20 protein-coding genes are annotated in these 22515 nt (G+C 63.8%); 2 read left to right on the top strand and 18 right to left on the bottom strand.

Going from position 1 to position 22515, the window contains the following annotated elements; translation table 11 throughout:
* Positions 1-119 precede the first annotated feature (119 nt).
* The 9 genes from NM2_RS07685 to NM2_RS07640 all read right to left on the bottom strand — a co-directional run bounded on the left by NM2_RS07685 (position 120) and on the right by NM2_RS07640 (position 10280).
* The gene (locus NM2_RS07685) at positions 120-1409 is read right to left on the bottom strand and encodes a Wadjet anti-phage system protein JetD domain-containing protein (RefSeq protein ID WP_067665922.1); all 1290 of its coding nucleotides are present in this window, start codon (positions 1407-1409) and stop codon (positions 120-122) included.
* A complete protein-coding gene (locus tag NM2_RS07680) occupies positions 1406-4753 on the bottom strand; it encodes an ATP-binding protein (protein ID WP_281182417.1) in 3348 nt (1115 codons plus the stop codon). Before NM2_RS07680 ends, NM2_RS07685 begins: the two co-directional genes overlap by 4 nt.
* Before the next feature lie 2 nt (positions 4754-4755).
* Positions 4756-5463 (bottom strand): DUF4194 domain-containing protein, encoded by a 708-nt coding sequence (locus NM2_RS07675; protein ID WP_067665917.1) that lies wholly within the window; start codon positions 5461-5463, stop codon positions 4756-4758.
* Positions 5460-6941, bottom strand: coding sequence for a DUF3375 domain-containing protein (locus NM2_RS07670; protein WP_067665914.1), 1482 nt, complete (start codon positions 6939-6941; stop codon positions 5460-5462). Before NM2_RS07670 ends, NM2_RS07675 begins: the two co-directional genes overlap by 4 nt.
* A 437-nt stretch (positions 6942-7378) precedes the next feature.
* On the bottom strand, positions 7379-7810 hold the full coding sequence (locus tag NM2_RS07660) for a YbaB/EbfC family nucleoid-associated protein (RefSeq protein WP_067665907.1): 432 nt from the start codon (positions 7808-7810) through the stop codon (positions 7379-7381).
* Entirely contained in the window at positions 7803-8231 is a 429-nt protein-coding gene (locus NM2_RS07655; protein WP_067665904.1) for an ankyrin repeat domain-containing protein, read from the bottom strand. Before NM2_RS07655 ends, NM2_RS07660 begins: the two co-directional genes overlap by 8 nt.
* Positions 8231-9649 (bottom strand): GH-E family nuclease, encoded by a 1419-nt coding sequence (locus NM2_RS07650; protein ID WP_157120953.1) that lies wholly within the window; start codon positions 9647-9649, stop codon positions 8231-8233. Before NM2_RS07650 ends, NM2_RS07655 begins: the two co-directional genes overlap by 1 nt.
* Positions 9649-9948, bottom strand: a complete 300-nt coding sequence (locus NM2_RS07645; RefSeq protein WP_067665898.1) for a WXG100 family type VII secretion target — start codon at positions 9946-9948, stop codon at positions 9649-9651. The genes NM2_RS07650 and NM2_RS07645 overlap by 1 nt, the downstream gene beginning before the upstream one ends.
* 2 nt (positions 9949-9950) lie before the next feature.
* A complete protein-coding gene (locus NM2_RS07640) occupies positions 9951-10280 on the bottom strand; it encodes a WXG100 family type VII secretion target (RefSeq protein WP_245717885.1) in 330 nt (109 codons plus the stop codon).
* A gap of 971 nt (positions 10281-11251) precedes the next feature.
* Here NM2_RS07640 and NM2_RS53365 point away from each other — a divergent pair.
* A complete protein-coding gene (locus tag NM2_RS53365) occupies positions 11252-11452 on the top strand; it encodes a hypothetical protein (protein WP_439956848.1) in 201 nt (66 codons plus the stop codon).
* Between the two features lie 791 nt (positions 11453-12243).
* Here NM2_RS53365 and cas2 read toward each other — a convergent pair.
* The 9 genes from cas2 to NM2_RS07605 form a co-directional block, all read right to left on the bottom strand.
* Positions 12244-12534 (bottom strand): CRISPR-associated endonuclease Cas2, encoded by a 291-nt coding sequence (gene cas2 / locus NM2_RS47270; protein ID WP_084530570.1) that lies wholly within the window; start codon positions 12532-12534, stop codon positions 12244-12246.
* Positions 12534-13550: a type I-C CRISPR-associated endonuclease Cas1c gene (gene cas1c, locus NM2_RS07635; protein ID WP_067665895.1), complete on the bottom strand. Its 1017-nt coding sequence runs from the start codon at positions 13548-13550 to the stop codon at positions 12534-12536. The genes cas2 and cas1c overlap by 1 nt, the downstream gene beginning before the upstream one ends.
* Complete coding sequence (gene cas4, locus NM2_RS07630; protein WP_067665892.1) at positions 13543-14181, bottom strand: CRISPR-associated protein Cas4; 639 nt, start codon at positions 14179-14181, stop codon at positions 13543-13545. Before cas4 ends, cas1c begins: the two co-directional genes overlap by 8 nt.
* A 28-nt stretch (positions 14182-14209) precedes the next feature.
* Positions 14210-15091, bottom strand: coding sequence for a type I-C CRISPR-associated protein Cas7/Csd2 (cas7c, locus tag NM2_RS07625; RefSeq protein ID WP_067665889.1), 882 nt, complete (start codon positions 15089-15091; stop codon positions 14210-14212).
* A 52-nt stretch (positions 15092-15143) separates the two neighbouring features.
* Entirely contained in the window at positions 15144-16859 is a 1716-nt protein-coding gene (gene cas8c / locus NM2_RS07620) for a type I-C CRISPR-associated protein Cas8c/Csd1 (RefSeq protein ID WP_067665886.1), read from the bottom strand.
* Between the two features lie 4 nt (positions 16860-16863).
* Positions 16864-17547 (bottom strand): type I-C CRISPR-associated protein Cas5c, encoded by a 684-nt coding sequence (gene cas5c / locus NM2_RS07615; protein ID WP_218025869.1) that lies wholly within the window; start codon positions 17545-17547, stop codon positions 16864-16866.
* Positions 17544-19745, bottom strand: coding sequence for a CRISPR-associated helicase/endonuclease Cas3 (locus tag NM2_RS07610; protein ID WP_084530599.1), 2202 nt, complete (start codon positions 19743-19745; stop codon positions 17544-17546). Before NM2_RS07610 ends, cas5c begins: the two co-directional genes overlap by 4 nt.
* Positions 19746-20187: 442 nt before the next feature.
* The gene (locus tag NM2_RS48800; RefSeq protein ID WP_157120952.1) at positions 20188-20382 is read right to left on the bottom strand and encodes a hypothetical protein; all 195 of its coding nucleotides are present in this window, start codon (positions 20380-20382) and stop codon (positions 20188-20190) included.
* A gap of 262 nt (positions 20383-20644) precedes the next feature.
* Positions 20645-21079 (bottom strand): NUDIX hydrolase, encoded by a 435-nt coding sequence (locus NM2_RS07605; RefSeq protein WP_067665880.1) that lies wholly within the window; start codon positions 21077-21079, stop codon positions 20645-20647.
* Positions 21080-21384: 305 nt separating this feature from the next.
* Here NM2_RS07605 and NM2_RS07600 point away from each other — a divergent pair, with 305 nt between their 5' ends.
* Positions 21385-22251: a glycosyltransferase family 2 protein gene (locus NM2_RS07600; RefSeq protein WP_067665877.1), complete on the top strand. Its 867-nt coding sequence runs from the start codon at positions 21385-21387 to the stop codon at positions 22249-22251.
* Positions 22252-22515: the final 264 nt, after the last annotated feature.

Here is a 22515-nt window from a genome sequence, read left to right as displayed (position 1 = left end):
GTGCTCGGCCTCGGTACTCGCGAGCGGTCACCGAGGCGTCAGGTAGCCGAATCCGCTCGGATCGTCGGAGTTCCGTAATAAACCCACCGGTCAAACCGATCTTCGAGGTCGGACATATCTCAGATCTGGCGTGTAGTTCGCGTGTCATCGTTCGGGGGCAGCGTCGGAGTCGAGAGAGTGTTGATCAAAAGATCAAGCTGTGCCGCAACGTCATACAGTGGCATTGCCTCTTGCTCGATTCGCCGGAACAGCGCGGGTCCTGCGGTGGCGACGAAGTCGTAGGCGTCGGCTTCGGTCTGGGTGAGGTGGGTGAGCCGCGCCGGGGAAGGCTTGATCGGGTGACCGGCCTTGTCGTGGTTCACGCCATGGCGGGCATACCGGTGCAGGTCGGAAGCGTCCATGAGGAGGGAGTGGACGGTCTTGGCAGGCAAGCCGTCTGTGGTGGGTGTGCCCATCGCAGCGCGCAGCCGGTCGAGGATCGCGTACCCGTCGGCGTCGATATCACCCCAGTAGACAACGTGTTCGGCCGCGCGTATCCAGGTGATGCCGACAAGCAGAGACGCAGCGGCCTTGCCGCTTCCTTCGACGATGATCGTGTCCTTGGCAGGGGGGAACCAGAGGCGGCAGTCACGGTTTTCGACGATGAGGACGACCCGTGGCTCGTACGCGAGATCGTGGACGTCGCCGGTGGTCCACGAGTCGTGCCTGCGTCTACCCGAATCGGTGTAGTCGGGGTCGACGTAGGTCAGGTGCACGACGGCGAGTCGCGGCCGGACTTCGGCGCGCACGTCACGGCCGGCGACCATCGCCAGGAGCGCACTGTGGGTTTCGAGCCACTTGGAGTGCATCCCGGGGACCGGAAGTTGGCGAGCAGTCCACTCACCCACGTCGGGATGGTCACGTAACCAGGACACAGCCGCGAACAGAATCTCAGTGTCGGAATCGGCGAGCCGGTGGGCGCCCTTCAAGGTGGCTGGGGTCAGAGTCGCACCGATGGCGTCGAGCGATTCGGCGAGGATGCGGGCACGATCGACGTCGACGGCCAGGGGGCTCGCTTGAGCTCGGCCCGCGAGTTCGATAGCGGCGGAGAAAGTTTCGGCTACGAGCATTGCCGGGAACTCATCAGCCACACCGCGGATCGTCACCGGCTTACGGATGATCTTGACCCGTTCGACTCCGCTGATGACCTGTGTCTCGAACAAGCGCCACGCCGCATGCCATGCGTGCCAGTGGTCGTACCCGATCTGTCCGACGCTTTTCCCGGTCGACACGCCGGGGCGAAGCGGCACCGAAAAGGAGACGGGGACACCGATGCCGCGTTCGGCGCACACAGCGTCGGCCCACTTCTGGTCGATCTTGCGGCGGATCGTGTCAAGGGCCGCCTGCACTGTCACCAGTCGGGCGGTCACTCCGGCTCCCCGGACACGCCGATAATGGGTTTGGCCCACGAGCGGCTTTGGGGGTCCTTGAGCACCAGATACTCGGCCTCGACATGCGGTTCGATGGCGCTGTTCTTGTCGTTGGGGGCACCGACAATGAGCTGGAATCCGAGACCACGCCAGGCGCCGATGGCGCGACCGGTGTAGCGGGCGTCGGCCTTGATGAGTGCTTCGTCGAGGAAGACCGGAGCGTAGCGGGGTCGTTCGGCCCCCGCGTCGCCCAGCTGATAACGCAGGGCCGAGCCGACGATGAAGGCCACGAGTTCCTGGGACTCGCCGCCGGATTTCTCTCCGATGTGGTCGTAGAGCGCGACGTGTTCGTTTGCGGCGTTGCGCTTTTCGGCGCTGATGCGGATGTGGGTGCGTACATCGATAAGGTCGGCGAAGTCCGGGGCTGCCCGGCGGATGCGGTCGATCACCTTGGACATTCGACCGTAGGCACGCTCCCGGTCGGTGTCGGTGCTGGCCTGGTCGATCAAGCGGCGGACATCACGCAGCTCTTTGCGGAAGCGGGCGCGGACTGTCGAGTGGCTTTCCTGTGGGTCGATCTGCAGTCGATGGTCGTCATCGCTGAAGGGTAGGTCGGCGAGGATGCGGTTGACCGGTTCGATCCGGTCGCGGATTTCCCGGATGGCCGAGGCGAGTTCGCTGTCGAGGCTTGTGAGGTCGTTGCCCGACAGTTTCAGCAGGCTATCGCGCCATTGGCTTTCCAGCTCGTGCAGTCGGCTGGTCTCCAGGTCGGTGAGCAGGCGTTCGAAATCGTCGTAGGAGGCTTCGGGGTCGGTACCGAGGTTCGGGTTCGGCCAGCGTTCGACGAATGTCGAAAATGTTTCGGACAGTGCGTTTCTGGCCCTGGCGATTGCGCTCGCCGAGGTCTGTCGATCGGTGGTGAGCCGATCGGCCACACGGTGCACAGAGCTATCGAATAGCTCGAGGGCCTCGCCGGCCGAGACATCGGTGGCCCCATCTGTCCCGAGCGATGCGGTGAGATAGTCGCGGTGCTCCGCGGTGATCTCGTGGCCGGACTGGTGGGCGGTGTCGAGTTCCTCTGTGGCGGTGGCTGCCTCGGCGGTGAGCTTTTCCCAGGCTTTGTCGAGGTCTTCCTTCTCGAGCTTGGCCCGGATCGCTTTCTCGGCGAGGTCCTTCGCCTTGACCTTCAGTGCGTTCAATTGTGTCTGCAGCCGGTCGATCTCGGGGTTGTCGGAGTGAACCTCGTCGATGATTTTTGTCCATCGGTCCCGTTCGGCCGAGACGGAGTCGACATCGATTTGGTCCCAGGACAGTTCGGTCAGAGTGCGGTACGCGCCGCGCCGGTCTTCGAAGGAGTCGAGGGCGTCCTGCGCTGCTTTCAATCGCTTGCCCGCGATGGTCTCGCGCTTCTCGGTGTCGCTGATCTGTTCATCGAGACCCCTCAGCAGCCGGTCGTTGGTAAAGCCGAGGACGTTGGCTCGTCCCTGGCCGCCGTGCGCACCGCGCGCACCGTCCGAGATCTGACCGGTGATCGTGAGCGCCTTGGCATGCTGTGACAGCAGGCGGGGAGTCTCGACACACACATAGTCGAACCGGCTGACGAGTTCGCTTTTGAGCCAGGCCGTGAACGGCGAGGGACGGTAGTCGAGGCGGCCGGGGAGCCTGCGATCGTCGAGCCCGATCACGTCCCGCAATCCGGTCCGCACCCCCTCGAACTGGATGCGCCGACCGGTGCGCACGGTGTTGATCTTCTCGCGAAACGTGTTCAGGTGCGCGACGTCGATCAACATCCTCGTCGCGAAGCCGCCCAAAGCCAGGTTGAACGCTTCGCGCCACGGTTCGAAACCCGTACGCACCTCGATCAGTTCGCCAACAAACGGAAGATCATCCGGCGTGAGACCAGCCGCCTCTGCGAGCTCGGCACGCGCGCGATGCAGCTCGGTGGGGATATTGCCACGGCAAGCGGCGGTGGCGTCACGCTCGGCGCGCAACGCCGTCAGTTCACGCGAAACGCTCGTCTGGTGCACCTTCGCTTCGGCGAACTGGTTCTGAGCAGTCTTCCGGGCTGTCTTGTCATCGATCGATCGGCGCGCCTGTGCGAGCAAGGCAGCGAAATCCTCTTCACCGGTTACCTCGGCGTCGAGAACGTTCAACACCTCGTCCAGTCGCGTGCGCGCCCGCGTAACGTCGTCAAGCCTTTTCTCCACCTCACGAAGCGCTCCATGTGCTCGCTCGAGCCTGTCGCCACCGGAAGCACGGAGAGTCTCCGCTACTCCGTCCCGTTCGGATGTGGCCGCCTCAGCCAGGGCTGACTGCACACCGGCTGCTTCGCCGGCTCGCTTGCGATGTCGCTGTAGGTCTTCTACAGCAGCGCGCATCAACTCGACTCGTCGTTCGTGCCGCCACAACCACGCCGGTGATGAGGAGTCGGTGAACGATCCGATGGCTTCGATCATGTGCAGTCGATCGGTCGCCTCGTGGATGGCGCGGCGATGCTCACGGATCGGCGTCAGGGCCCTGACCTGCTGGCGCGCGGTGGTCATCTGTGTGCGCGTGCTGGACAGTTCGTCGAACTGCTTAACCACCTCATCGGCCGTGGCAAGGGTCGAGGGTTCCTCGAGAACCATCGTCTTGTACAACGCGTCGACCGTGGTGATCTGCTGTCCTGCTTGAATCCGGCCCAACAGCGCGACGGCTTTGTTCCCGTCACCGGCGGCGCCGATCCCGAGCGCGGCGTGCAGCCTCGCGGTGTACTCCAGGTCGGTGGGGTAACAGATCAGCCCGAGTCCTTTCACTGCAGGCTCGGCAAGCCGCTTGTTCGCCGGTCCCGCCAGCTCGCGCAGGTCGAAGGGCCCGTCGCAGGTGGCTCTCACCTTGACGAGGTCGTCGAGAGAGCGCGCCGAGGACGGCACATACCATGCCCGGACGGCAGTGAACTGCGCATTGGACCGATCCGCCCATGTCATCGCGATGGCTGACCAGGTGTCCCGGCCGTCGCCGCGCAGAACCCGCGCCTTCGTCTCACCCGCGGTACGGGATTCGTCGAGTTTTCCCCGCGCATACGACAGGATGTTGCGCTGGTCCTTGCCGCGCGGCCGACCGACCACGCCGCCATTGGAGGCCCCGTTGAAGGGCATCGTGTGCGGCATGATCAACGCGATATAGGAGTCCATCAGAGTCGATTTGCCCGATCCGGACTCACCGCACAGCAGGGTCGCGCCGGGCGCGAAACGCACACGATGATGCCCGTCGTATCCGCCCCAGTTGACCAGCTGCAGATCCTGCGCCACCCACTGCTCGCCGCGAGACGCCTCGGGGATCAGCCCGAACAGCGTGTCGATCATATTCATGACGCGATATCTCCCGTGGCGTCCTCGACCATGGGGCCCGTGCCGTCGTTGCGTTCACGCAACCACCGACTGAGCTCGCTGAGTTTCTCGGTGCTCATCACGACCTCCACCAGCGGCGTGATCCGGTACCGGCCCGCGGTTTCCTCCTCGATCAATCCCTCCTTGGCCAACCGCGCCACCGCGCTGCGGATCTCTTGCTGTCCTCGTGCCAGGTTGGTGTCATCCGGGTCGAAGTAGGTCAGCACTGTTTGCTCGAGTTCTTCGATATCGACGCGCGCCGAGTTCTCACCCGCGACCCTTTCCTGTTGGAATACCGTGCGCAGGTGGACCAGTACCAGCGTCTCGGCGCGGTTGTAGGGGTCGTCTCTCAACAGGATCGGCACGTCGAGTTCCGCTGAGCGCACTTGCTGCTTGTGGGCGATGCCGCGCTCGTGATCGATCACGAGCCGGACGAACATGTCGTGAAGCCGCGACTCGATGAGTTGCTGGTTCTCCAGTAGCGTCCGCCACTGCGTCGGATTCTTGTCGGCCAGCAGGTACCGGCGCTGCAGAAGCCGCACCAGCACCCGCCGCACCTGCGCGTCCAATGTGCCGGTGTCGCCAGCGAACAACTCGGTCGGGTCTTCCTCCATCGAGACCGGATCGATGAACCCGGTGTCCTCGCTCTCGGGCCACGAGTCATCGCCGGCATTCGTCTCACTCATCCGTCGCCCCCTTCTTTCGTCGCGGCCACACCGCCGAACGCGAATCGCCGCCGCGTCCGATCCGGTCGGACCGCCTCGACGGTGACGACCTCTCCAGTTTCGGTCATACCGGCGCGATGCGCGAGCTCGAGCAGACCGAGCAAATCGACTGGGCGGCGGACCTTTTCGGGTGCCGCACCGAACACGGCCGCGATGTCGATCGCGTCCGCTTCGGCGGTGAACCGTGCTAGATGCTCATCCAGCGCCGCGTAATTCGGACCGCCCCACGCCCGGGTATCGGTGTCCGGCACCATGTCCCGGTTCCACTCGGCCAGCGGTGCGGGCGGCTGGAATGGGCGTAGATCGCTCACCGATTGACGCAGATGCTCGACACTCGCGGTTGGTAGGCGGCGCAGCGGCTCGATCAGCTCACCGCGCCGGGAGCCGGGCATCCATCGTTGAAAGCCGGTCATCACCTCACGGAGCAACTCGTCCACTTGCCGGTCCCGCATCGGATCGTGGTTGCGGACCTGGGTCGTGATCACATGCGACGCTTGCCGCTGCGCTGTCAGCACCTCCTTGACGCCTCGCTCGATCCGGCGCGCGATATCGGTGAACTCCCGCCGCTGCGGTTCGGTCAACTGCGCGGTGAACCGATGCCGCAGCACCGTACGCAACCTGCTCGACAAATCATCGATCTGCTCGGGATCGCCGATCAACCGCAACGCCCCCGCGAACGCCCGCCCTTCCGGCGTTGCATCCATGATCTGCTGTCCTTGTTCCAAGTATTCCCGCAACACCTCTCCCGTCGGCCGCACATCCTGCCGCAGATCAGCGACCACATCCCGCTGCATAGCCTTGATCGACTCCGCCACCCGGGCAAAGTCCGCTGGCAGCTCCCGCACCAGGTGCAGCACGTTTTCCGTCTCCTCCACCAGCCGCTCATCGTCGATCGACTCGACGTCGCCACCGGCCTCGAGCCGCTCCAACTCCTGTTGCCGTTCCTGGATTTCGCCCCTCAGCCGAGCGATCCGCGCCGTCACATCCGGATCGGCGTCCTGCGCCAGCCGCTCTACTGCTTCCAACAGCGTCCGGACCCGCGACTCCGACACCCGCGTCCGCGAACCTCCCACCCGGCCCGCAACTTCCAACGCGCCCACGCCGTGCGCAGACAGCCGATACACCTCGACCTTGTTGTCCAGCACCTGACGCACCAGCCACCCGGCGTTCACCCACTGACGGCACAGATCACGCGCGCTGCCCACCGGCAACGGCAACTGGTCTTCCTCGCCGTATCCCACTGCCCGCAACTGGTCCAACGCATCGCTGATCTCCGCATGCGCGTCCGCCACAGTCACCGCAGAACGCTCAGCCGTGAACACCGTCGCCAGCATGGTCACCACAAATGGCGCATACGTCTGATGGAGCAAATCGAGCATCGGGGTCTTGAACGCCCGAAGAGCCCCCTGATACGCACCCTCTACACCTGCAATACTCATCAGCGCCAGAGTACGTCGGGTGACCGACACAGAAGCCGGAAAGACAAGCCGCTCAGTATCTCTCAGTCACGGAACCTCGAGGCGCCCCGCGTCCACCCAGGCAGACTTCACCCGCCACTGAGTCCGCGGGAACGGAACCAACAGTGCATGTGACTCACCTGCGCCTATTCGGTCATGAGTCTTTTTGGTGTGAGCACTCGTAGGGCGGAGGGCGACGCGCAGAATGATCCGACCTGCCGCCGACCAGAAGCCTCTGTGACCGAACCACGTGTTGGGAGCCCTCAAGGGCGGATGCAGGCTGACCGGGATGACCTGCCGGAAATAGCTGTGTGCTTCGTCGTAGTGGTGGAGGTATTCGTGGTGTACACCGCCGATGTCGGAGAACCTGCTCGCGGGCAGCTGTGTCGTCGCCGACACCTGCCCGGTGGCGCGGCAACTCACTGACGCCATCCGGTGCGATTCATTCGTTCGAAGTAGGCGTCGTCGGCAGCTTGTATCTCCTGCTCGGTCATCGGCTTGGTCTTCGCGGGTCGTGGTGTGCCGGTTATTGTTTCGCGGACAGCTTCTATCCCGGTCCGGACTCGGGGGTCTCCGGTCAAGGGCTGCGTTGCGGCCGCAGCTTGTTTCGCGGCGTCGCGTTCGGCGGCGGTGGTGGCTTCGAGGATCAGGTCGGCGAGCCGGGGTCCCAGACGGGACACGTCGCGGGGCAGGTGAAGGTCACGCAGACGCCCAGCGGCGTCAACGGTGGCGAAGATGGTCCCGTTGCCTGCCCTGCCGACGCCCCGGATCTTCGCCATCGCTGCGCGAACGCGATCGGCCTTGGCGCGGATCTCCGCCAGCGTGGTATCGATCTCGGTGGAGTCACTCATCGAGCAGGTCCGCGAACTCGGCGACGATCTCGGGGAAGTTGCGCCATTCCCTTATCACGTCCAGGGTGCTCTTCGGTGGGAAATAACCGTACTTGTCCGTGATCGTTTTTCCGGTCGGGTCGGCCCCACGGGTCCGGAGAATGCGGATCGTCTGCACGGGTTCGCCGACACGGGCAACCGCAGCCCAATATATTGCGGGCATTCCCTTTGCGGTGACCGCGTTGACATCGGCCCCCGCGTCGAGGAGACGTTCGACGACCTGTGGCCGTCCTCTGTTCGCCGCGAAATGCAGCGGCGTCCACCCCTCCGAGTCAGGGAGATTGACGTCCTCGGTGGCCAGCAGACGTTCGACCTCGGCCAGGTCGCCTTCGAGTGCGGCGTAGTGCAGTAGTGATCGACCGTATTCATCCAACTCGGTCACTATTTCTGCTCCCTTCGGTGACTGCGGTTACCGTACTGATCCTCGACGTGGAAGTAGTCAGGGTGTGTGTTGACGTAGTCGTTCAACTGCTCCTGAGTCATATTCTGCGCCTGGGCATCAGCGAGCAGCCTTCGATTCTCGAAGCCGCTGTTGTGTCCGAACTCCCAGCTCGGATTGACCGGATACATGGATCCGTTGGCAGTGTCGATGTAGTACTTGCCGTCGGGAGTCTTGGGTAGCTGCTGAACCCACGGCTTGTCGGTGTAGGACTTGTTGATCGGTACTTTGACTTCGGGCTCGGAGTCGACCTGGTAGAAGTCCTCAGGCTCTCCCGGCCGGCCCCACGTCTTGGTTTTGGCCAGGATCGCATCCTGTGTGCCCTGGCGCAGTGACGGGCGACGCAGCTTGGCCCAGGCGGTGAACGATCCTGGCCCTGCCTCCGTCCCCAGAGGTCCGGCCAGCGCGGGTTCCGCACGTAGCAACGGTATGAGTAGCTCGGCGCCGCGTGCGATCGCCTGGGAGACCGCGGCCGGGACACGGGACAGCTCGGCCAGCCCGATCAGCGTGCGAATCAGATTCGCGATGTCCAACCCGGTGCGCGCGATGATCAGCGCCATAGCGCCCTGCGCGGCGGCCTCGGCAGAACCGCCGGTGAAGAACGCCAGCGCGGCACCGGCGGCTTGGTCGGCGAGGATGAGCCCGACCATCTCGACCAGTGATTTGATGATCGCCTTCTTCGTGCTGTCGACCGAATCTGCATACGCGTCACAGGATTTGGCCAGGCCGCCGCAGACATCGGCCAGCGCCGTGAACTGCCCCTTGACGATGTCGTGCTGGTCCAGCGCTTGTGCGGTGTCAGGGCTGCGCTGGGCGTCGATGAAGCTCCGAGCCTGCGGCACCGTGGATGCCCAGAGTTTGTCGCGCATCGTGCGCCACGCCTGCGCTGCTTTACGAAGCTTGCCGGGGTCGCCGTTGGGCCACACCTCGCCCTGGACAGCGCCTTTCACCCAATCCCAGCCGGTGGGCTCGGGGTCATCGCCCCCGAAGGTGACCGGCGGTTCGGGCGGGTTGTACACCGCCAGTGATCCGGGCGGGAACACCAGATCGTCCGGTTTCGGATCGGGTGCGGATTGCGCGTTGGCGTTCTTGTAGTTCGCCGCGGTGTGCTGCAGCAGGTCATGCATCTGCCCGCACGCCAACGCCAGGTCCCCCAGAGCATCAACCGTGTCGAAAGCAGCCGGGTCGTAATCCTTCGACCACGCCAGCCCGGCATTGTCCGAACCCGCCGAACTCCCGCAGCCGGCCAGGACGTTGCACAGATCGGTAATCGCCGGAACGAGCTGATCGTCGTGCACGGCGGCGTAGACCCCGGCCGCCTTGGTGAACCCCTCGGGATCGACGGCCACGATCGGAGCCATCAGGGCCACATACGGGTGTTGGTGTGTACTGCGTTGCTGTAGTTCGCATGCGCGCGTTCGGCGATCTTGCGCAGATCCTCGAGGTTCTCGCGCATCTCACCGACCCCGGACACCCATTTGTCGTGTGCGACATGCTGCGCATCGGCCGCGGTGCTCGACCACGACATGTGCAGATCCTTGATGTGGCGATCCACCTCGGCCAGCCAATTGTCCACGGCCACACCGAACTTCGTCATCGCATCGACCGACTCCTCGAGCAGCTCGAGGTCGACCGTGAACTTGTCCTCACTACCGGCCACGACTACAACCCTGGCAGATCCAGGCTGGAGCCCGCGATACTGTCACGGAAGGAATCATCCTGGGCCACATAACCATTCGCCGCATCAGCCAATGCCGTCGACGAATCATCAAGAGCAGCAAGGATCGTGTCCGCGCCACGCTTCCACTCGATCCACGACCCCTCATACGCCGAGGCGGCCTTACCATCCCAGCCCTCGGCCAGCAGTCGCTTACCGATCGTCTCGTCCAACTGCTTCAGCCGGGACCGCATCGCCACAGCCTGATCGGAGACGAACCGGGACGCCTCCCGCAACCGATCCGGATCGACCCGCAGTTCCCCACTCACGCCCATCCCGCCCTCCCGTACTCGACACGCCACAAGCGATGCCACGAACGACCCCCGTCGAGAAGATGATCCGCACTCACGGTCCTGGGGCTCTGCCGATGACGCCGTCTTCGTACGATACCGGCACCGAACAAACCGACCAACGTCATGGTCAACGTCTATGCGCACCAGCACTTCCCGCCGACCAATGCGCGATACACGACCCACGGCGTTCACTGGTAGGCATCGAATTCGCCGACCATGGCCCTCCCTTCCATTGACCGCTCCCCGGACCACAGCCGCCTCGAACGACACAACAACAGGCCGTCGCGACTCACTGACCGGCCCCGCGCATCGGGCGCTGAGATATGTTCTACCCCAGCATGTTTTGGTGATGGGGTACAGCGCGCAATAGGCTTTCGAACTTTTCCAGGCTCTCCAGCCGCACGTATGCGGTGTTGCGATTCTCACCGGTCCCCGAGGACCGACGCTGCCACCCGCAGATCGGGATCGGCCTGCCCGCCAATCCGTTGCGATTCTCGTCGGTCCTTGAGGACCGCCGCTGCCCGCGGGGTCCGGTGCGTTCTGCCCGCCAGCGATCGTTGCGATTCTCGTCGGTCCTCGAAGACCGACGCTGCCTCCAAAGCATCCGCAATGATCGCGTCGATATCGTTGCGATTCTCGTCGGTCCTCGAAGACCGACGCTGCCGTCGAGTGCGTCGATCCGCTCCTGCACCGACGCGATGTTGCGATTCTCGTCGGTCCTTGAGGACCGACGCTGCCGAAGCCCTGGACGAGGCGGCGGCCGCCGAGCTGGTTGCGATTCTCGTCGGTCCTTGAGGACCGACGCTGCCGTTCCTTCACGTACGTTCCCGAGCCAGCGCGGCTGTTGCGATTCTCGTCGGTCCTTGAGGACCGACGCTGCGCGTGCCCATCGGGCAGCGCCGCCAGGCGGTAGCGGTTGCGATTCTCGTCGGTCCTTGAGGACCGACGCTGCTGTGGCCAACCAGAAGGGTGGCGTCGGCAAGACCGTGTTGCGATTCTCGTCGGTCCTTGAGAACCGACGCTGCGCCATCATCGACGCACGCATCGGCCCACCGAGGTTGTTGCGATTCTCGTCGGTCCTTGAGAACCGACGCTGCGACCGCGATGTCGAGGTCGTCGTGCTGGGTGGTGTTGCGATTCTCGTCGGTCCTTGAGAACCGACGCTGCCTGCTGGACCGGGCCCGCGACGCGTGCCTCGAGATGGTTGCGATTCTCGTCGGTCCTTGAGAACTGACGCTGCTGGCTCAACCTGACACCACCACAACTGACCAGAAGTTGCGATTCTCGTCGGTCCTTGAGAACCGACGCTGCGACTTCCCGATGTGCCGACAGCTGATCCCCGAAACCGTTGCGATTCTCGTCGGTCCTTGAGAACCGACGCTGCTGCCACCGCGACAGGCATCCCGGCTCCCTGCACGTGTTGCGATTCTCGTCGGTCCTCGAGGACCGACGCTGCCTCTGACGCAGCGCAATTGGGAGGACGAGAAGGGGTTGCGATTCTCGTCGGTCCTCAAGGACCGACGCTGCTGGGCGATCTGACCGGCCACGAGCAGGACCGGGTGTTGCGATTCTCGTCGGTCCTCAAGGACCGACGCTGCCGCCAGTTGCATGGCACGCAGGCGCGGATGCGCGCGTTGCGATTCTCGTCGGTCCTCAAGGACCGACGCTGCTTCCAGTCCCCCCGCGCCTTGCCCGGCCCGAAATCGTTGCGATTCTCGTCGGTCCTCAAGGACCGACGCTGCGCTGGATGACCAGCAAGTTTGGCAGGCTGTTGTTGGTTTTCGATTGCCTTGACGGCTCTGCGGGGCATTCCGTCCTGGATGCGACTTCGGGACCTGTCCGGGTTGATGATCGCATTTGGGGTTCCGAACTTGTTCTGGCCACTGGGCCCTGCTTCTGCATGCCTCGTTGCGGGGTCCGTAGAAAAGACCTACGGGAGAACGGGTCACAGGATGAGCGGCGCATCGTGTGGTGGATCTACAGCTCTGCCCAGATGGCGTGCTGCTCTTAGTGTTCCACCGTCGAGTGGGTAGATTCTGACGCTGTCAGTACCAGGTTTGATGGCTTGGGCTAGAGCCGCTTCCAAGCGCAGCCGGTCAGGCGTGGTGCAGGTGATCTCGAATACCGACTTCTGGACCCGGTACCCATGACCTTCGCAGATCTTCGCGACGCGGCGAAGCCGGGCCGCTCCTTCCGGGCTGACGGATTCGATGTCATAGGTAACGAGCAACTCCATCAGCTAACCATCCAGGGAATGTATCTATCGGTGTCGCCCCGCAAGTGCCGTGCGAGCAGCCGGGCTTGAATGAGCGGCAGCAGCCCGGCGGGCACGTGGCGGTCGAGATATGCGTGTAGCCATTCTCGTTCTCGCGCTACAGACCATTGCTCAAGGAAGGATCGACGACCTGTGTCGGTGAGTTGCACTTCCCCGCCGGGGAGTGTCTGGGTATAAGACTTGACGATTTGATCTCTGTTGATCAGTGTGAGCACTAGTCGATCAACCAGCAGCGGGCGGAATACCTCCATGAGGTCCAGGGCCAGTGCAGGTTTCGCAGGACGGATACCGTGCAGATACCCGATGTAGGGGTCTAGTCCGACCTGTTCGAGTGCGCCGTGGACCGATGCCCGAAGCATGCCGTAGCCGAACGACAACAGGCAGTTCGCAATATCGGTTGGTGGTCGCTTGCGGCGGCCGGGTTGCGTTGACGGTGCGATCGACGGAAAGCATTGGAAATAATCTCGTGCGGCGCGGCCTTCGATGCCGAGGACTTCGTTGAGGTGTTCGGCGGCGCCGAGGGCGGTGAGTGCGGTGGCGTGGCGGTTGGCGGTATCTCGGAGGTTGGTTTGACGGGTACCGGTCAGGTCGCGAGCGGCGCGCAGGAGTAGTTGCCGGTAGTTGTGGAGTTTGCCGGCGACCATGGACTTGGCCAGTGTCAGCCTGCGGTCGGGATCGTCGTGGGCGCGGACCTGCTGGAGCCGCAGGTGGGGGTTGCCGTGCAGCGGTCCGGCGACGCGGGCGAGGAATTTGCCGTTGCGGGTCACCCAGGTCACGGTCCGGCCGTCTGCTGCACATCGGTGCAGCAGAGCGTCGGTGAGCGTGACGCCGTTGAACGCGACGATGTCGTTGATACGGAACAGTGGCAACAGATGGCGGCCCGACTTGTCCGGGTGGTATACGCGCATCGCGTCGCCATCGAGGTGCAGGCTGGTACCGGGTGTAGTCACGTATAGGGTTTTGAGCAGCTCAGTCATTCCAGTCTCCGAGGCGGCGCGGGAGGAACAGGTCGACGGGTCGATGGTGGGTGCTTTCGGGAAGGCATCCCGGGCGCAAAGAGCACCGGTTGCAGCGGCTGTCGTTGACAGCTGGCGGTAGTGCAGCGGCGGCGATGGCTTGTCGCAGGTTTTCGACAGCATCGCGGACTGTGCAGGTCAATGCGTCATCGACGTCGACCCGGTAGTGGCGTCGGGATCGCCCAGCGAACACCTCGCCGTAGGGAATGTCTTTGTCGAACATCTCACGTAGACACATCACTTGGGCGGCGACCTGCAGGTCCGCCGCGCCCCCGGATCTGTAGGTTCCGGATTTGTGCTCGACGGGGATCGGGCCTGCTGCAGTCCAGTGGACAGTGTCGCAGATCCCGTGCATGCCGAGTTCACAGTGAAGGACGGGGAGAGACCGCCAGATGGTCGCACCTGCCCGCCCTGTGAGCTTTCCGCCTCGGTCGACGGCGGCATGAGCGAGGTCACCGCGCACGGTGTCGATGTTCGACTCGAAATACGCTTCCTGCCAAATCAAGATCGCTTGGCGAGGGCAGTACGCGTAATGCTCGAGCGCTGAAATCGGCACATTCCAGCGTTCATCGGTGTCCAGAGTGCGGCTCATCTGGCCGTTACCGCGTCGAGGCCGGTTCTCATCCAACAATTTTGGTGAGGGTGATCCCGTTGGGGATCTCGGTTTCATCGATAGTGACGCGGTAGTCGGTGAACGAGCGAATTGGTGGCGCGATCGTATTGCCGGAGTCGACCGCGCGCTCGATCTTGACGGCATCGGTGAGTACGTGGGCCGGTGCGGTGCCGAAGGCATCGGAGTGGGTGAACACATACAGGCCGCGCAGTGCCATCTCCGCACGCGAGGAGGAATGGTCGTGCTCGAACATCCATTCCATACTCCGCCACAACATCGCCAGGTCTTCGGAGGTGACACCGGTGCGTTTGGCCAGGGGGGCGCTGAAATGTCCGATACCTCGGTAGAGGCCGTACGGCACTGTGTGTTTGCTGCCCATGTCAGTCTTTTTCGAGTCTTCTTCTCTGGTGCGGGTGGCGCGGGTGATTCCGTGTTCGTGTGGGAGGACGGGGTCGATGCTGCGCGAGAAGGTGAGTTGCACAGGGCCTTGCACTCGTCCTGCGGGCTTTTTCCCGGTGGACATGACCGCGCCGAACATGCGGACGTCGAAGAAGGTTTGGCACATCCATTGTTGCGCGATCGCCTCGGAGTCTTTGCCGTCGGGCAGGCCCAGTGCCTCGTAAGCACGTTCGTGCTGAGAGTTGAGCGATACGCCGGCTTCGACATAAATGTCGTTGCCGGGCTTGGGCTTTCCTTCTCCGAAGAGCGTCACCATGTTCCGGATTTTGCGTTTGATGGCCACGTCGGTGACCAGACCCTGCATAGTTTCGGGGTCGGTGCGTGGTGTCCCCGCGGCGTCGGGGTCTCCGTTGGGGTTGCCGTCGGTGACGTCGTACAAGAACACGAAGTCGTGTTTACGGGCAGGGTCCACATGCGGTCCGGTGCTCATGTTCCGGGATGCTCCTTGTCCTACGGGGTGTTTCACGGGGTGTTGCAGCGGATTATTTGGCGGCCTTGGCGGCGCGGGCGGCGGCCATGTCCGCAGCGCGCTGGTGGTCGTATCCCAGGATGAATCGGATCTGACCGTGACCGTCCAGGAGTGCCGGGAGAGTCTGGAGGTGTTCGCTGAGCACGGCCAGCTTCGCGTCGAGGGCATAGCCAGCGCCCCGGGTGGCTTCGGTGCCGCGGAGTTTCTTGAGGTGGCCGTTGGCACCGAGCCGCAGCGTGCGCATCGTTGCTTCGGGTCGGCTCATGGCCAGCGCCAGGTATTTGTCGCGGATGGTGGTGTTGATGTCGGGGATGGCTTTGCGCTGGATCGCTTCCAGGACGGCGAACATCCGGCCCCACACGTAGCCGGGATCGGTGGCCGTGTCATCGAGGCCGGGCATGACTGTCTCCTTGTACGGGGGTCTGGTGAGGGCCAGCCGGAGCATGGCGACGCGGGGGGCATCGATGCGGTGGTCGTTACGGATGCGATGAAGCAACTGCGGGACCAGGCTCGGCGGCGGCGCGCTGCCGTGCAGTGCGCACCGCAACAGATCACGTTCCAGACCTCGGACAGCGCTTCCTGCAACGTATTTCTCACTCCCGCGGTCCCACCGGCCGCTGGCTTGCACCATCCGCCACAGCGCGACAGCGTGGACCCCGTCGTCCCATAGCTGGGTGGACTCGTGGTCGGTGAACCACTCGGCGAGGCGAGCCTTGATCCGGGTGAGCGGGACATCGATCCAGTCGCGGACGATGACGCGACTCTGGTTGGCCGACAGCAGCAATCCGTAGAACTCGTTGTCCTCGAACGCCCCGGAGGAGTCGATGGTGTTGATCTCGTTCAGCAGCGTGGTGACGTCGTTCGGATCAGGGTCGTCGATAATCAGCGGATTGAATGCCGCCCGAGTACGCAGCCACCAGACGAATACGGTGTCATCACCGCGGCGGCGATGGTTCTGGTCGGCGAGCATCGTGTTGAGTGCGGATATCGCGCGGCCACCGCAGTCCTCGCACAACGGGGTGTTGACCAGCTGCTTTCGTCCCGATCGGCCCTGCGCGGAGGTGTTGATCGATACCAGTGCTGCGTCCCGGCCGCGTTTGGGCTGGCCTTTGGCGTCGATGCCGACGGGGATGAGGTGTCCTTTGACCATGTCGGGCACCGACTTCAGCAACGGCCCGACTTCCCCGCACGACAGACACACACCGGTCACACCCGAGCCCTTCCGCGTCCGCGCCACCTGCGCCCAGAACTCGACGGCCGACCCGCACATATGAACCAGCTCCGCATCGATGACCAGGCACACCAGATCCGACGACGCGGCTTCACGAATGCGCGCCTGCGCAGCGAGTTCAATGCGAACCTGCGCCGAGAAGAGTTCGATCACGGTAGCCGCGATCGGATCACCGCTTGCCGCGTTCCATTCCTGTAGCAGCGCAAGGTAGTTCGCGTGCCGCTTGTCCGCGCGCGTCTGCGCGGCGGCGGTGTCGTTCTCCGCGATGCCCAGAACGTATTCCATGGTGTCGACCAGCAATGTCGGAGTATCACCACTGGCCCGCACGACGTACGGAGTGCTCATCGGAGGTCCGCTCTTGTGATCGCTGTCGGCCCGGTCGATCAGTTGAGCGTTTCCGTCCCGGGTCAGGTGCACTGCCCAGCGCACAGCCCGGGACCGGTGGTAGCGCACAGTGCCGTCGTCGGTATGGGCGCGGACGAGTTGTTCGATCAGCACCCGATCACCCGCGTCCGGCCGCCGAACGCGACGACGGCAGTTGCAGCCCGTAGCGCGGCACCTGCAGCACACCGTGGTCGAGGGCAGCGGAGAACCAGCTGTAGGACTCGCCGGATTCGTCGTAGTGGATGTCGTGCAACATGATCCCGAGTTGCTTGCTCAGTGCGATCGGCTTTGCCGCCGTGGGGTTTCCGAAACTGGCCGAGAATTCCCTGGTGCCCAGGAACGGCTGACTGAAACACGCCCCCTTGTTGACGCGCCGCCGGAACTGCTCGCGGTACCCCGATTCACTCGTGGTCGCGTGCGCCTGAAGCTGTACTTGGGCGTAGATCCGGTAGGACACCTCTCGCAGGCACACGGCATTGCGTTGGTCGCGGTCGGTCTCCACGTCGTAGCGCACCGTGGTGTCGGCCGCTGCCCGGCGCACCCAGTCCTGCGACAACATCGTTTTGACTTCGTTACGGCGGATCGAGAACCACGAGATGGGTTTGAGGACCTCGATTTTCGTGATGACGTACTCGAACTCGGGCTTCCAGAAGATCGCATGGAGCACACCCCGCGCCGCGGAGGGCGTCATGACCTCGTAGCTGACCCGTTCGGCTTTCGCCTCGGGCCGTGTGAAGCAGGCGAATTCACCGGCAACCTCCACCACCAGCGGCGGATTCCGGTAGCGGGGATGGTCGTTCACAATACGTACTCCTTCGGCTCGAGATCCTTCAATTCGATGCCCCGCTGGTCGTGGTAACCGCTGATCAACTCATACATGCGGGCCTGGTGGGGTGTGGCTGGGTCGCCGAGCAGTACACGCGCATATCCGTCGGTGACCGCGCGGGCTGCCAGCTGTTTGGGCAACGCCGCAAGATAGGGCTGTAGTCGTCGAAAGACCCATGGCTCAACAGGATCCGGTCCCACCAACTGTGACCGCAGGTCTTCGCGTTCCACCTCGTCCCCGTAGGGGACAAGCACCGGGACGGTGCCTTCCTCGATCATGGTGAACAGCTCGGCGACCTTGATGAAGTCGAAGTCCGCGCGAAGCTTCTGGATTCTGGTGCCGAGGCTGGCGTTGTCGATGTTCTTCACCGCGTAGCGGGTGTTGTAGTAGGCGGTGAGCAGATCCAGCCGATCCGGGTCCCGGCCGGGCCCGAAATACGATCGCGTCGCATCCAGGGCAGCCCCGTAGACCATTCTTGTGCCCCGCACGCTGCCGTCGGCGGGATCGAACACCACCACCACGCCTTCGTCCAAGAGCCCGTTGCGGTTACAGCGGCCCGCCGCCTGCAGCAGCGCCTCCGCCGGGGCGAACGCGCGATACACCAGCGGGAAGTCCACATCCACGCCTGCCTCGACGAGCTGGGTGCTGACCACCGCCACCGGCAGCTCGTCCGCGAGCAGTCGGCGGATCCGTTCGAGTGTGTCCCGGCGATGTGCACCGGCCATCCGAGTGGACAGATGGAACACCGGCCCGCCACAGCGGCGTCCATGCTCGATCGCCGTGTGCAGCACACCAGCATCGCGGGTGGTGTTGACCACCAGCAGCACCTGGTGAGCGGCGGCCACCTCGTGAGCGATCCGTTCGAACGTGGGCTTAGGGTCACACCGCCACTCGAATCGCACCCGGCGCAGGCTGTCGTACAGCGGCTGTGGCTCGGTGATCACCGGCCGTGGTTTCAGATCCTGAAAAACTTTGAGGCTGAAGAATTCCGGTTGTGTCGCCGAGGCCAGCAACACACTCGTACCGAAGTGCTCGCTCAGGTGCCGCAGCGCTGACAAGATCGGAACCAGCAGCTCGTCCGGCAGAGACTGGACTTCGTCCAGGACGATCACCGCCCCCGCCAGCCGGTGTAGTTTGCGCATCGCCGCGGGTTTGCGGCTGAACAGCGACTCGAACAACCGCACGGTCGTTGTCACCACCACCGGTGCATCCCAGTTCTCGGCCGCGAGCCGCTGCCAACGGTGTTCGGCGGGCAGATCATCCAGGTCCACCCCGCTGTGATGCTCGAGCACGTTCTCGGCTCCGAACAACCCCCGATACACTGCGGCGTTCTGTTCGGTGATCGACAAGAACGGCACCGCGATGATCACCCTGCTCAGATTGTGCCGAGCCGCGTGATGAACAGCGAAACCTCCTGCCGCGATGGTCTTTCCGACACCGGTCGGCGCCGGAAACGGGAAAATCCCCCGCCGCGCCGAGGCAGCGGCCACCGCCTGCCGATAGACCTGCTCTCGGATCACGTTGACCTTCGCCCCCGCCACACCGGCGTCGGCCAGCAACGTTCGACGGTTGGCCTCGAACACCTCCGCCATACCGGACAACGACGGCGGCGTCACACGCGGAACGCCCGTGAAATGCTGTGCGGTGTCAAGGAAGTCGGCATCCACCAGGGCGCTGAAAACCATCCGAAGCCACAGTTCTCCGACACACGGATCCAACGCGTGCAGTATTCGATCCGGCACCGCTGGTGACTGCCGCGGCATGATCGCCGGAACCAGTGCCGCGACCCGAGATATCGCCTCCTGCACCGCATCCCGCGCCGTCCCCTCGGCACGAGCGATGGCCTGTTTGAGCGATTGCCGGTCCCCCAGACCGCCGTGGTGGCCCAGCACCGCCATCGCGAAATAGCCCAAACCCGCGTGACGGGCAGCCAACCACGTTCCAGCAAGTTTGTGATCGATGCTCTTGCCATGCTGATCAACCACCCGACCGCCGCACTTGTCCGCGCGATCCAGACCATCCTGCCACGCACACCGGCCCTTGCCCACGTCGTGGACACGACCGAAATACTCGGCGACCTCGCGTCCTCCGAATACCTCGGCGAAATCACCAGCGCGCCTGGCGGTTCCCTCCAGATGGTCGCTGAGGCGATCTCGCGTGCCCGCCGAATTCATGCTGTGCGCCCACAGATCCGACGCCATAAGATACCCTCCCGACCTGCAGCGATACGTACAGCGCAGGACTGTACACACGAGGTCCGACAAACTAGATGCGATCACCACCGATCGAAATACCCTGGGCGCGTTCCTGTTCTGTTCGACAACAGCCACGACGTCGTGGATGACATGGTCGCTCGCTGGCCAGGATCGTCACCGAGCCTGTGGCAATGGGCCAAGGGCCGGGCCGGGAGTGCAACGGTGTCCCATTGCTCGGTTAAAGGCATCGTGCCGAAGTCGATGTGATCGAAACCGCGTGGTCGGGGGCGGTCTCGGGGTCATCCGCGTTGGGCTGCGGACCGACTATGGCCGCACTCCCTACGCCGACTGCGGGTTTGGCTGACCCAGCCGCACCCTGACCAGGCAGCATCTATCCTCGCCGCAGCGCACGCCCGCCTCCTCACCGCGATAGCGCCTCATGGAGCACGACATGCACGACGACGGCGAGATCGAGCCCGCAGAACTCGGCGGCGACCGCGAAATTGCTGCCCCAAGACAAGCCCGGCGTGGTGTTCACTCCCAACGCGTACACCGGCCCAGCCGAGCTGGCGACATAGTCCACGCACACGGCACCGCGGCAGCCGAGCGCATCCACAGAGTTCGCGCATACACCGCCAGCGCTTCCAACACGGCGGCGGGCAGATCCGCCGGTTCGAGGGAGACGGCTCCTGGCTTACTGCAGTCGAGTTTCGCTGCAGCATCATAGAATTCGGCGTCATGCACCACGGCGTCAAGGCGGGAGAACCAGCGCCCTACCGGGGCCTGATCATGTGCCCGATCCCGAAAGTATCACCGCCACTGGCAGATACAACGATCGAACGAATGTACCCGACCCAATGCAAGGACCGCAGCTGCGGTCAGTCGCAGAGGCGCCCCAGTAAAGCACCTTGTCCCGATTGCAGAATGTGCGCAGCTTCCAGTGGGATCCAGAAGCATTCGAACCGTGTCGGTTCCTGCTGGCCGTCGTGGTCTTCCTGACTCGCCCACCGATCAGGCGTGTCCTGTGCGAGCGCTAGTTGGAAGAAGTGCCGGTGCTGGATCTCGAACCTGTACGGGCTGATGTCGTAGTCGGCTTCCCCGAGCTTGCGCACCACGGTGAACTCCGACAACCCGGTCTCTTCTCGCGCCTCACGCAGCACCGCATCCTCAGGCGCTTCACCGTCACGGACACTACCGGCCGGCACCTGGATCCCGACCTGTTCGAAGGAGAAATCGGTGTGCCGGAACACCAACAACCTCCCGCTGCGGACCACATAGGCCATTACCTTGTCCTTGACCAGCTTCTCGCGCATCAACCTCGATTCCCTTCTCTCCGAACAAAGAGCCCGCACAAGTAGAACAACCGCTACACCGACTCAATCCGGCACCTGCACAGCCTTTTACATCGAGCACGGCTGCGGCCGATACGAGCACATACATCCGTATACCCGGTGTCCGATCTTCTCACGACCTCGTCGGCGGCGACGTGTGAGACCTGGTGCGGCTCAGCCTCAACGCGCGGCTCTGGATCTGCTCCTCGGCGATGGTGAATCGGTCATTCGGCCCTACTTTCGGCACATGCCGATGCGGGGTGGGGTCTGCTGATAGGTTCGCCGCCATGTCCTACGACGACAAGACCGTCGATCTTGTTCTGTGTACCTTCAACAGCGGCGAGGACCTCGAGCGTTTCCTGCCGACTCTGGCCACCGCGGTAGAACCGCTCACAGTCAACGTTATTGCGGTGGACAATGCGTCACGGGACGCAAGCGCCGACATCGTCGAGCAGTACGGTGCCCGCGTGATCCGCAACCAGGACAACCTCGGGCTGACCCGGGCCCTCAATCAAGGCGCCGCAGAGGGGACCGGGGAATGGATCCTGATAGCCAACCCGGACACGGTACTGTCACCGGGTTCGGTGGCCAGGCTGGTCGAGACCGCCTCGACCGATGAACGGATCGGCCTGATAGGACCGCGGATCGCACGGTTGGACGGCACCCCGTATCCCACCGGGCGCCGGTTTCCCGGAGTCGCGGTGGGGATCGTGCACGGACTGATCGGGTCGGTGTGGAAGTCCAACCCTGCCACCCGCGCCTACTTCGGCCGACCCGTCGACGCCGTCAGCGATGTGGACTGGATCAGCGGCTGCTGCATGCTGTTCCGCCGCACCGCATTCGAGACCATCGGCGGCTACGACGAGCGCTACTTCATGTACTTCGAGGAAACCAAGATCGCCCTGGACATGCACCGTGGTGGGTGGCGGGTCGTCCTGGACCCAGCTGTGCAGATCCACCACCGCGAAGGCGGCAGCACACAGCACGCCCCGATCCGCAAGGTACTCAATCACCACCGCAGCGCATTACGATTCTTCACCGACTACAACCGCCACCGCCCCTGGATCGCGCTGGCCCCGCTGGTAGCGGCCGGATTGGCGCTACGTTGCGTCGCGTCGATGGCGCGTACCGCGCTAGCACAACGGCACAGCTAACTCATCAGACAGCACGCTGGCCCGCTCGTACCGTGGACCACCAACGTGCACAGTCGAATTCCCTTCGGGGGCTGAGGTTTCGACCAATTCGGCGTCCCGGATCGAGAGGTTCGAAAGCGCGCGTGGAGACAAATCCAGTGTGGTGGCACGGCAGAACAGGGTCATGAACTTGCCGATCAAGGTCGGCATCGGTGGGGTGTTCCGCGTGCGTGCGGCACCCAGCGCAGGAACCATGATCGAAGTCATCCACAAGGTAGCTGCATC

The organism is Nocardia miyunensis NBRC 108239 (assembly GCF_001613065.1).
GTDB classification, from domain to species: Bacteria; Actinomycetota; Actinomycetes; order Mycobacteriales; family Mycobacteriaceae; genus Nocardia; species Nocardia miyunensis.
This window is presented reverse-complemented; position numbering and strand designations above follow the sequence as displayed.